Annotated in this window: 6 protein-coding genes; all 6 read right to left on the reverse strand. The window is 67.0% G+C overall.

Annotated elements, in window-relative coordinates:
* Nucleotides 1–81: 81 nt before the first annotated feature.
* The 6 genes from OG698_RS37485 to brxD all read right to left on the reverse strand — a co-directional run bounded on the left by OG698_RS37485 (nt 82) and on the right by brxD (nt 12,028).
* Complete coding sequence (locus tag OG698_RS37485; protein WP_406108328.1) at nt 82–3,474, reverse strand: hypothetical protein; 3,393 nt, start codon at nt 3,472–3,474, stop codon at nt 82–84.
* Nucleotides 3,471–4,670, reverse strand: coding sequence for a hypothetical protein (locus OG698_RS37490; RefSeq protein ID WP_406108330.1), 1,200 nt, complete (start codon nt 4,668–4,670; stop codon nt 3,471–3,473). The genes OG698_RS37485 and OG698_RS37490 overlap by 4 nt, the downstream gene beginning before the upstream one ends.
* Before the next feature lie 705 nt (nt 4,671–5,375).
* Nucleotides 5,376–6,746, reverse strand: a complete 1,371-nt coding sequence (locus OG698_RS37495; RefSeq protein WP_406108332.1) for an argonaute/piwi family protein — start codon at nt 6,744–6,746, stop codon at nt 5,376–5,378.
* A 77-nt stretch (nt 6,747–6,823) separates the two neighbouring features.
* Complete coding sequence (locus OG698_RS37500) at nt 6,824–8,137, reverse strand: DUF4365 domain-containing protein (protein ID WP_406108333.1); 1,314 nt, start codon at nt 8,135–8,137, stop codon at nt 6,824–6,826.
* A 313-nt stretch (nt 8,138–8,450) separates the two neighbouring features.
* Nucleotides 8,451–10,607, reverse strand: coding sequence for a DEAD/DEAH box helicase (locus OG698_RS37505; RefSeq protein WP_406108335.1), 2,157 nt, complete (start codon nt 10,605–10,607; stop codon nt 8,451–8,453).
* A gap of 68 nt (nt 10,608–10,675) precedes the next feature.
* The gene (brxD, locus tag OG698_RS37510) at nt 10,676–12,028 is read right to left on the reverse strand and encodes a BREX system ATP-binding protein BrxD (protein ID WP_406108337.1); all 1,353 of its coding nucleotides are present in this window, start codon (nt 12,026–12,028) and stop codon (nt 10,676–10,678) included.
* Nucleotides 12,029–12,063: the final 35 nt, after the last annotated feature.

Raw genomic sequence — 12,063 nt, forward strand, 5'->3', positions numbered from 1 at the left:
CGGTGCCCAGGACCGATGGGTGGGTGCGGTATTGCAGCAGGCCGGCGCGCTTGCGGTGTTCGTCTCCGGGGGGACACAGGGTCATGCGGCTACTCCGAAGTGTTCTGGGTACCCCTTGCGCAACCCGGTGAGCAGGTGCGGAGCTTGGGCGTAGTCGAGGAACTCCTCGGCGGTGCGCCCGTAGGTGCGGCCGGTTCCGGTGAGTTCTTGGGGGGTGTAGCTCTCGTAGAGCTCGCGTACGAGGGTCGGCAGGTCCGTTCCCCAGGTGGAGTCGTGGAAGGCACCGTCGATGAAGTGGAGTTCGACGTGGGTCTGACCACGTCGGCCCCGGCCGGCCAGTTGGATGCATTGGCCGAGGACGGTGGCGATCAGTTCGCTGCGCAGGTCTTCGGGGAGTGCTGTGAAGCGCTTGGGGGCGGCGAGAATGGTTCGGAGGCGAGTTCGGGCTGTCTTGCGGACTGCGGCGAGGCGCGCGGCCGGAGTGCCGTGGTCGGTCGGGGAGCGCCAGGCGCAGGCGGCGATGCTGGCGGACAGGGCGGCCGGTTCATCGACGGGCATGACGGGGCGGATGGCCAGAGCGATGAGCGTGATTGCGGATTCGCGTTTGCCCGAGGGGGCCGTGGTGAGGATGTTCAGGCCGCGCTCGGTGCGCGGGAGCGGTGAGATGAGCACGTCGCCGCCGCGGTCGGCGAGCTGGGAGAACTGGTCGCGGGTGACCAGGGTGATGGCGTCGGGAACCGCCGGGAGGTCGGGGTCGTCCGTGTCGGGGGTGGCCACGAAGATTTTCAACCTGTGCCCCAATGCGAGGGCGGCTTCGTACAGAGCCGTCGCGAACAGGCGGGCCTGCCTGTAGGAGTTGACAGCGATCAGGGCGCGGGCTCGGTGGGAGGTGGCCACGTCGGTCGCGAGGCGCTGGAGGTCGCTGATGAGGGTGGGTGCGTATCCGCCGGCGAGCGCGGTGACGCGTTCGTCGCGCTCGTGGAAGGGCGTACTGCCCACGGCCAGGCCACGATTGTCGACCATGGGCGTGCTGCGGAAGATGCTGAGCCCTCCGCGCTGGGCGTCTGGCATGGCCCACTGCGGCTCGGCCAGCAGATGGGTGCGGGCGGCCCGCGGAAGGTACCCAGTAGCCGACATTCCCAGTACAACCCGGCGGTGGCCGGCGAGGGCCAGCGACACGATGTCGCCCAGGAAGGCGGTCTCGGTGTGCGGGTCACCGCGCAGGACTTCCATGAGCAGGCACGGTTTGGCTGTGGTGTCATCGAGACCCTCGAACCGGAAGCCGCTGATCTGCTGTCCCAGCGGGCCGAACGGCACCACGTTTCCGGTGTCGCGATGGCCGACCGTGTCGGCAAGCGTGGACGCCCCGTCGATGGCGTGGCCGGCCAGTTCCCCCGCGCGGTCGGCGAGGTCGAACACCGCGTGGTTGAGTGCGGTGAGCCACGCCTTCATCATCACGGCGTGGAAGACGCCGCCCGCGAGGCCAGGCGTCAGCTCCGGAGGCTGCTGCCGTTCCTGGTCGTCACTGCGGTTCGCGGCGTCGTCCGCCGACAGAGCTTCGCCTGCCTGTTGCGGTTCCTGATGGGGTGCGCGGTCGCGGGCAAGCTGCATGACGGCTTTATCGATGACCGTCCGCAGTTCCTCTTTGATCGTGTCGAGTTCCCACAGGCCGCTCTCGTCGAGGCTGAGCATCCTCTCCAGCAGGTGGGGGACCGGCCGCAGCCTCGGTGGTAGGACTGCGGGGATGACGCGGTCCTCGGGCCGGGCAGCAACGGGGGGCAGCAGGGCCTGGAGATGGTCCATCTGTTCTTCGGTGGCGCTCGCCGTGCCATCGACGCCGATCAGGTTGTCCAGGAGTTCCCGGTCCCACCGGTGCGGCTGATACCAACGGCGCCGGTCTCTCAGGACCTGACGCATTCGGCGAGGATCTTGCCCGGCCGCCAGTGCCCGAGCTTGACCGATCTCCGTGCAGATCTCCCCGCTGCTGACCAGATCGAGGAGCTGCTCGGCGAGCCACACAGCTCTGGTCAGTGGACCTCGTGACTCCACACGCAGCCGTGAGGGGGCGCGGTGGAGGTTGTCGCGAACTTTCCGTAGGGCCGTGTTCGGATCGCTGACGGATGCAAGGGTCAGGCTCTGCGAGGCATCGAAGCCACGGGACTGATAGGCGTCGACCTCGTCGATGATCACGAGGTGCGCGCGGCGCAACAGCAGCTCCCGAACGCTGACCTGTCGGCGCAGTTCGCCGTCGATCAGAAGCGGGATCTTGACCATTCCGCGCTGAAAACAGGCATGCGTGGTCACGACGATCTGAGCGGAACACGCGGCGCGGACATGAGAAAACTTGTCACACCGGTTCACATAGGGGCACAGCGAGGCACCCTTCGGGCCGTCGGGATCCGTATGGCGCAGGCTGGTGCAGGGTTCTTGCCCGTCACCGAAGCCGTCCGGTCCGTCCATCTGCGCTGTGACCGCGCACCCGTAGCCGGACTCGGACAGCCGCTTCACGAGGTCCTCCGGCATCTGCGACAGAGCGGTCTCGTCGTCGACCGCCTTGTGCGCGGTCTGCAGGGTGAACTCATGCCGGCTCCCCGGCGCGATCAGGGGCGTAACCGCCACATCGAGCTTCAACGCCTTCAGCTCGCGGCGCAGCGTCTCCACCTCGCCGAAGACGTCGTTGTTGTCGCTGACGAGAAGAGCAACGGTCTTGCCCTCTCGTGCCAGTTGCTTTGCCTGGGCGCGGGCGAAGACGTTCTTGCCCACGCCGGTCGGCGCACTCAGATGTCTCATGGGGCCCGGATCCATCAGCACGGCGGAAGTGGGCAGCTGCGTTCCCGACCCCATCGTGCCGCTCAGTAGAAGGCCGACCTGGTGCTCGCGGAAGCCAGGTCCCTCCATGGCCTCGTCCGTCGTGCGTGTGAGCCAGCCCAAAAGGTTCGGGTCGACGGAAATGGGTCCCGTGACGTCCACCGTTGTCACCACGGGTGGTGCATATCCCACCTTGAGTTTGTCGAAGGCGAGCTGGACGGGCCCCCGGCGGCTCGCCGCGACCCAGCCGCCTCCGGTGGCCACTTCGACCCGCACCGGGCGTCCCTCCAGCTCCAAGAGCCGGTCCGCCGAGTCCAGAGGGTGCTGTCCGTGCCGCGGGTAGACCTCTACCATCCGCCAGCCGTCGCGGGCACCCGGTGCATAGCGGTGAACGACGGGGTCTTCCCACTGCTGGTCAAATCCCTTGCGGACACGTCGTTGCAGGGAAGACAGATCTGCCTCAGCGCGTGACCGTTGCGCCACCACGCGGCCGATGCGCTGCTGCTCCTCATACGAGAGGTGATCCCATTGCGGCCATACCTGCGCCACCTGCCCCGACAGCAAAACATGCGCGTCTTCGATCCGGACCACCACCCGCCCTTTGGCGTCCTTTGCAGGGAAGTACTGCTCGGCGAGAGCCAGCGCAGCAGCCAGAACCCGGCTCATGCCGCAATCACCTCGTTGATCAGCGCAACATCGGTGATCACCCGAGCGCCGAGCGGCCCCAGGACGCGTGCGAGCACTCCGGTGTATCCGCTGAGGTGTTCAGGGATCACCAAGATCAGCCCCGAGCACCCCTCTGGATCGTCACGCATCTGCTCAGCGATGCCCTGCGGATCCGCCCACGTCTTCACATCGACGCGCCAGGTGACACCGTTTTTGGTGATGTGCAGGTCGTAACTGTCGCCATAGGGCCACAGCCGTACCTCCGCGCCGGCCGCTTCGGCGAGGCCCTTCAGCTCGATCTCCAGCAGACCCGGGACGACGATCCACTGCCACAAGCCGTAGGACAGGGCGACGTGCCCTTCAACCGGCAGCAGCTCCGGGGCATCGCGAATCTCCCCGCCGCACGGCTCCAGCCGCCACTGACCGTCCCGCGATGACATCCTGAACCGGGCGCCACGCTCAACATGGCGCACGTCCTCACAGAGCAGCTCGGCTGTGTGGCGGCCCTTGGGGATGGCACGCATAGTCCAACGACAGATCGGACATGGAGCCCACCAACCCGCAAACTGACGCATCGGCGAGATGGCCGTGTACACCCCGAGATCCACCAGGTGCGCATGCCGGGCCAGGGCTCGCCGCGCCATTGCGGGGCTGAGGATCAAGGTTTCACGCCCCCGCGTGTAGGCGGCGAATCCGGCATCCAGCAGGGCGCGGAACACGGCGTGCTGCACCGCCTCAGCGGTGATGCGCGACAACCTGCTGCCCACCGGTAGTTTGCCCAACGCGCGTAGGACGCTGTGTACGTGCCGTAGGTCAGCACCCATTCCGGGTACGTCTTGGGCCTTCTCCGAGGCTTCCATCACCAGCCGGATCAAGACTGCGGTGGCCGTGCCGTCGTCCTCCAACAGACGCTCGCCGTAGATCTGTGACCACGAGCCTGGACCGGGCAGCAATTCTCCGACCGAGGCACGGCGTAGTCGATCCAGGAAGTTGGGGAACGACGCGGCCTCGCCGAAAACCCCACATGCACGCATGTACCGGCCGTGGCACTCCATCAGTAGTCGAACGCGTGCACGCACGTCGCCTTCGGGGGTGCACCACGTCATGGCTGCGATGACACAGGCATCCAGGGCTTCACGTTGCTCCTGATCAAGTTCGTCGATCTCGCCAGAAACCACATCGGCGGCAGCAAACACAGGAGAAGTCCTCGTCATCCATGGGCCCGTCAAATCACTGTCAACGCACTCGAGTATCGCGAGGAAAAGCACCCCGAATTGTGGTCGCGCGAGCGACGCACTGAGGAGTCATGTCACGCTGTGTGCCTCGAACTCTCATAGTCAGTTGGGTACTTACTGGGCATCGCTCCAACGCAGCCCGCGCGACGCGACTGCGATAATCCACCCGCAGGGCCGAGGCCGCCAACGCATACCTTGTTGACGCGGTCCTACGGCATCCGAAGAACGCACTGGTGCACCTGTGGCTTGGTCCGTTCTGGCGTATCACGCTGCGTTCAGTGGATTTGCGCAAGGAGCCTGTAGAGGCCGTACTGGATCGCGCCGAGCAAAAGCTGGGGGTGCGGCTCGATCGGGAGACTATGGAGCCTGTGTCCGCATCCCTGTTCCCGTGTGGGTGGCATCGCCTCGGAGTCTTGACCCTTGAGACTGGACACACGACACAGCGGCCCTGCGGATCTAGGAACGGACATCTCTCGGTCATGAAGAACTATCTGCCGCAGTTCAAGACGGAGGTCGCGCTGTACCAGTCGCGGCCCGAGGCGACGATCAGGCACCTCACGCCGCCCCGGAGGGTGCGATAAGCGGGAGAGCCGGACAGGCTGCCCCCTCACACACTGGCGCCGCACTAGCGTGCTGCGTCGGTTGCGCTGTTGAGGGCGCCCTTGCCTACATGTAGTAGGCGTAACGGGTGGCGATGCGGGCGTTGGGCGGGACGTGCCTGAGGATCGAACCGACTCGGTAGGCGGTACGCAAAGTGAGGGGGTCACGTTCGTCGAGTTGGGCGTTGTTCCAGTTCATCTTTGTCAGGGCGAGGATGTCCATGCTGGCGGTCAGCAGATCTGTGCCGTGTGTTGCCGGCCGGATCAGCAGTGGCTGGGGGACGTACAGGCCGGGGTAGGTCCGGAAGTACGGCACTGAGCCGCGGGTATACAAGAGCAGGGAACGAGCGTCCAGTTGGACGCTGGTGCCGCGCAACGGGGGGAGTTGACCGGTGCGGTACAGGTGTGGGGCGCCGCGCCGCTGAATCCACAGCAGGTCGACATGGTCGATCTCACGCAGGTCGGCGGCTTCGTGGAATCCGTCGACCTCACTGGCAGTGAAGTTCGAGGTCTTGTGAACGACAATGCGTGCGGGCTGGTGGCCATGGGCGGAGCGGTACTCGGACAAGGCGTCCAGCAGCAACTGCCGGGCGTCCGAGAGCGTCAGGTGGGGCTGGCGGTCTGTCTTGGAGATCTGCGCGGTTCCGCCGCGGACAACGACGCCGTCGCCGCGTTCGTTGAACACCTGAGCGACGGCGGTGTGCAGCTCGTTTCCGCTCGCGCTGCGGTAGAAGCTGACCCCGACGTAGCAGGTGGCTAGATCGGAGCTGTGGCGCTGCATGCGCCAAGGGGTCCCACCGGCCTTGTAGTAGAGGGCGGTGTGCAGGTTCCAGGCCCGTGTTGCCTCATCCTGCAACGGGCGGACGGTTGGACCGTTGGTCTTGGCCGGGATCCCGGTCCAGGTCTCCTTGCGCATCAGTTGCAAGGGGGCCGATAGCGTGAGTGCGGCGGCCTTGAGCAGGTCGTGGAAATCGCCTCCGACCCCTTGCCCGCCTTGTTCCTCCTGGCGGTCGGTCACGACCTCCTCCGAGGGAGGATGGTCTTCTCTGTCCCGCAGTTCTTCAGGGCGAGCGCAGATGATGACCCGGCAGCGCCCGGTCTCGGCCAGAGACCGGGCCGCGTCGGCGTAGAGCTCGACCGCATCGGCGGTGGCGGAGGCAATGTCGACGCGAGCAAGGCGGCGCAGCTGGCGTTCGGGGATCTCGCGGACGAGGGCGTCGTCGAAGACGAGCTGGGCACCGAACGGGGAGTGGCCGCTGAAACCGGGGAACGGCTGGTGAAGATTCTCCTGCCCGGGCTTCGTCTCCTTCGCTTCGATGGGGTTCTGGCAGCGCCGCAGCCAACTCCGGATACCGTCGACCGCATGGGCGGGGCCGACCAAGGCGATGGGGATCTGACGGGGTCCGGTAGGGGAGTCGGCGTCGGCCGGGCCGAACACGCTGATGCCGTAGCGGGGATCGATGTGACGGTTTCCGGCCCGGAACTCCAGTTCCGGCTCATGGAGCACTGGTGCTTTCATTGCGGCAGCTCCCACAGGCCCTCGGCCAGCCCGATCACGCTCGGCTTCGGCGCTGGTTCTTGCGGAATCCAGACGCCTTCGTCGATGGCGGCGTCGCAGTCGAGTTGCAGGAGCTGTCCGAATCGGATGCGCTCATCCCGGCTCCTGAACAGGGTGTCATCGCCTTGCAGATAGTCGGCCCAGGCGCGTACAAGCTGGTAGACGGCATTGTTGCGTTCCAGCCGCTTGATCTTCTGGACGTACTCGGCGTCGAACAGGGAGTCGCGGTGGCCATCGATGGTGAAGTGGTAGGTGGGGTTGATTTCCAAGAACCACTGCTCACTCCAGCGGCGGAAGTACAGGCTGGCAGCGTAGTGACGGCAGAAGCTGATCTTGGTCTGGTCGTCCTTGCCGAAATACGGAGTGAAGAAGGTGCGTCCGCGGCTGCCTCGATAGCGGCCTTTGATCTTCCGGCGGGACCGGTCCGGCGGGGCCTGCATATAGACGACCTTCTTGGTGGCATGCCAGACCAACTCGGGATGGTGGGCGGAGCGCAGCGTGAAGTTCAACAGGGATACGAAGCGCCGTTGGAGGTCGGGGTCCTCGGTGGTCGCCCATTCCTCACTGGGGACGGAGCTGACCGGCCCGTCGCAGAGCACGGCCAGCGGGCCCTCGTCCAGTCGGCTCAGTGAGAAGATCCGTCCGGCAGCCAAGAGGAAGCCACTCTCGAACTGGTTGCCGTTCGACCGCATCCGCTCCCAGGCATCGCCGCGGTCACGACAGGGCGTGGACGCCTCGTAGATGAGTGGGGCGAAGCCCTCAACCTTGAGGAGGTTCGAGACCAGCTGTTCGCTTCCTTCGAGTCGCGGCAACGGCTCCCCCACGGGTACGCCCAAGGCCGACAGCCGGCTGAAGGCATCGGGGTCGAAGCGGTCTGCGGTCTTGTCGAACTGGACGACCCGCCGGGCCTTGCGTTCAGGGTCGTCGAACCAGGTGTCGACGCGCTTCCACCATGCCTGTTGGATACGCAGGTCGACGCAGATGAGCACGACTGGTCGCCCCAGCCGAAGCCAGTAGGCGATGTGGTCGGCCGTGCACGTAAACTTGAATCCCGTCGCCGTCTCGCCCCGAAATCCGACTTCCGTGGCTTTCACTTGAGCCAGGACGGCGACACCGGTGACTTCCCGGTCGACGTCCACGAACTCGATTTGCCCGTCGAGGGCGAAGTCACGTTTGGTGTCGTTCCACACATGGCCAGCATCGGAGACGGCCTTGTCGACGAAAGCCTCACCCCGGTACCCAGCCCGCTGCTGGACGCTGCGCTTCGGCATCCGATCAGTGCTCCGAGAAGCGTACGTATGTGTGCTCCTCGGCCCTGCTGAATCTAGGCGGCCGACGGCACGCTTTGTTGTCCCACCCCATGCAGTGATCCTCCGTCGTTCGCGCGTGGCCCGAGTCAACTCAGGATAAGAGGGACCACTGACAACGACCTGTGCACGTCCACCGGGAAGAGCGAACCCGGAAGCTGAGTGCCTGAATGTTTCGAGACCCAAACGCTAGCTGGGTCTGCTGAATGATCAACCTTCGTTTGGCTTGGGATGAAGCGGCCACGGGCATGGAGACGGCCGAACTCCTGCTCAGCCATCAAGCACTCCATTCGACACGTACAGGCTCCTGGGCTGCGGCGAGGGCGCCGTCGAAATCGGCGAGGCGCTCGGCGAGGGTGGAGGTGGCGATGCGGGGAGGCAGAGCCGCCGAGAACTTCAGGCCGCGGACGGCCCGCGGGTCGACGGTGGGCAGGGTGAGGGAGTCAGGGAGTTCGGCGCGGGCGGCTTTCCAGTCTGCGAGGGAGAGGTCCTGGCGAAGCCGGACGTGGGTGTCGGTGGGGCGCTGGACGGGGTCGGCGAGGTTGCCCAGGGAGGCGGCGAGGGTGGCGTTGGCGCGGTAGCCGACCCAGGTCCACCAGCGGGCGGCGTCCGCGTCGCGGACCAACAGGGTGCCCGCCGGATGCACTTCGTGGGGTGCGCGGTCCATGCGGAGTTCGGCGAGGGTCGCTGTGGCGCGGCGGGTGAGTTTGACGTCCGGGTCGGTGCCGAGCAGGACTTCGCGCATGGCGCGCGTGAGCGCGTACGACAGGCCGCGGGCCTCGCTGCCCTGCCATTTGGCGACGCCGCCGTCCTCGACCGGCTCGACGAAAGCGCGGCGCCGTGCCCAGTCGATGAAAGTGACCTGCCAGCTGCGGCCGGCCAAGAGTAGCCGCCGTGGGCCCTGACGCTCCTCAGTGAGGACGGACGGATCCGTGGTGCCGATCTCCGTGCGCCCGGCGAGCACGGTGAACTCGGGGGGCGCGGTGAACGAGGCGGTCAGTTCCATGAAGTGCCGTCGGCCGAAGTGCTTTTCGGCCTCGGGGCCGATGAACAGCATCCCGCCGTCGCTGTCGAGGAAGCCCTCGGAGACCAAGTGCGACAGGAGCGGCGCGGCGGAGCGGTCGAAGGGAGCGAGGCCGTTCCAGTGCTCGGGCCACAACCGGTCGCCGATGCGGTGTTCCTGCAAGGTGACAGCGAGGAGCTGCTGGGCGACGAGGTGGCGAGGCGAAGGAGGCGGGGTGACAGGTTCCACCCAGCCGCGGGCCCACAGAGAGAGCAGTCCCGCGGCTTGGAGCAGCATGTCGGGGCGGGTGGCGAGGAACAGGCAGTTACGGGATGTGCCAGCGCGCCGTCCGGTGCGGCCGATGCGCTGCAGGAAGGAGGCCACGCTGCCGGGGGAGTCGATCTGGATGACGCGATCGAGGTCGCCGACGTCGATGCCGAGCTCCAGGGTGGAGGTGGAGACGATGACGCAGTCACGGGCTTCCGCGAACGCCTGCTCGGAACGGGCGCGTTCGTCCATGGAGAGCGAGGCGTGCGAGAGGAACACAGTGACGTCGCGGACGCGGAGTGCCGCGCCGAGTTCTTCCACCTGCTTGCGGGAGTCGCAGAAGACGAGCCGCTTCTCGCCCCGGTGCAGGGCGGAGATCACCTTGGCCGCGTTGGCGAGGGAACCGACGTAGTCGAGCTCCACTTCCCCTGCGGGGCGCGGGAGTTCAGTGGTGCTCGCAGCGTCGGTGGTGGCGGGCAGAGTGACGCCGGGTGCGACAACTCGGCCGGGCCGGCCAGCGGGGCTTGCGCCCTGCAGCCAGGTGAGGAGCGTGTCGGGATTGCCGACAGTGGCTGAGAGACCGACGCGCTGGATGCGATGGCCGGCCAGTCGCTCCAGGCGTTCCAGTACGGCGAGCAAGTGCCAGCCACGGTCGTCCCCTGCGAAGGCGTGCACCTCGTCGACGACGACAGCCCGTACCCCTCCCAACATGTGGGCATGGTCGGTCTTGACGCTGATCAGCATCGCTTCCAGCGACTCAGGCGTGGTGAGCAGGAAGTCGGGGGACTCGGTCCGGATTCGGCGGCGTACCGATTCGGGGGTGTCGCCGTGCCACAGGGCGGCTCGGCGTCCCAGCCACTGGGCGTAGCTGTCGACCCGGTGCACCAGGTTGTTCAGGAGCGCCTTGAGCGGGGCGAGGTAGAGCACCGAGGTACCGGTCCACCGGTTCTCCCGCATGGCGGAGAGCAGGGGGAAGGTGGCGGCCTCGGTTTTCCCGCCGGCGGTCGGTGCGAGCAGGATCGCGTCTTCGCCATCCATCAGCGGGCCTACGGCAGCCTTCTGCAGGGGGCGCAGATCGGGCCAGCCGAGCGTGTTGACGATGTGGTGCAGGACCACCGGGTCGAGGCGGTCCACCGGGTCGGTGCCGCGCGGCTGGTCCTGCACGTCGGTGACTCCTGTGCTGGTCGGCGTAGTTCGGTACTACGGAGCCTGGAGCTCCGGCCGATCGATCCTCAGAGATCCAGGTCGAGATCGTCAGCCGAGGCAACCGGCACGGGTGCGGCGAAGTTCCGTTCGGTTGCGGTGAGATCACCGGTGCCCACGGTCAACTTGTAGTGCGTACGCGGATCGAAGTCCTCGAACTGATCGATCCGGTCGAGTACGTCTCCGACCAGCTTCTTCAGGTACAGCCGCGGTGCGACCCCGACCTTCCCACCGAGGGCCCCGCCCACGGCACGCGCCAGGTCGGTGAGGTACGCGTCGTCGGCGAGCTGCTTGATCCGGTCGGGGGTCTGGGAGCCCTCGGCGTACAGGTCACGGATGGTGGAGCCGAGTCCGACCAGCGATCCCTCGGTGAATCCCGGCAAGCGGATCTGGACGGCCCGGGGGTTGTCGAAGCGCGGGTCGGTGGTGAAGTCCGTGGCGAGGCGCTGGGAGAGCGGGGCGAGACGCTGCACGCCCTGCTGGCCGTCGTAGAAGGCAGGGGTTCCGGTGATCACGAGGTACAGGCCGGGGAAGCGGCCGGAGTGGACCTCGTCGATGAGCTGTCGCAGGGCGTTGAGTGCCTTGTCGCGGGCATCGGAGCGGACCCTTTGCAGGGTCTCCACCTCGTCCAGTACGAGGATGAGCCCCGCGTGTCCGGCGTCCCGGAGCACGGTGAGTAGGCCCTGGAGGAATCCGAAGGCGCCGAAGTGGTCGAGGTCGCCTCGGACGCCGGCGCTGCGCCGAGCGGCTGCGGCGACGTGCGGCTGCCCGCCGAGCCAGGACATCACCGCAGCCGCGGTGGCCTCGTCGCCGGCGTCCAGGGACTGCTTGTAGCCGCGCAAGGCGGTAGCGAAGGCGGGTGCGTGCCGGGACACCTCGGCCAGGCGTGCGGTGAGCAGCCGGTCCACCGCCTGCGCCAGCTCCTCCTCGCCGGTGCCGTCGTCGAGGGCGTCCTCCTCCAGGGCATAGAACCAGGCGTCGGCGACCGGGCGCAGGGCGCTGGGCGGGAAGCTTGCGGTGGTCAGCCGTTCCGTGAGGCGCCGGTAGACGGTCTCGAGCTTGTGCAGGGGGGTCTCGGTCTCCGACACTTGCACCTCGGCCACGGCGAACGTGCGCCGCTTGGCGCGCTCGCCGAGCCACCGGGTGAAGAAGGTCTTGCCGGAGCCGTATTCACCACGTACTGCCTTGAACACCGAGCCGCCGGCAGCGACTGTGTCCAGCTCCTCGTCGATGGCCTGCTCGAATCGGCCGAGTCCTGTGGCAAGCAGGTCGAGTCCGCTCTCGGGGACGGCGCCGCGCCGCAGCGCGTCCACCACGGCGCGTCGGCGTACGGCCCCGACGGGGGCGGCGGCGCCGGAGGCTGAAGATCCAAACCCGTTCACCAGAACAGTCTCCCATCCAGGCGGACACGGCCCCG

The organism is Streptomyces sp. NBC_01003 (assembly GCF_045162695.1).
Classification (GTDB): domain Bacteria; phylum Actinomycetota; class Actinomycetes; order Streptomycetales; family Streptomycetaceae; genus Streptomyces.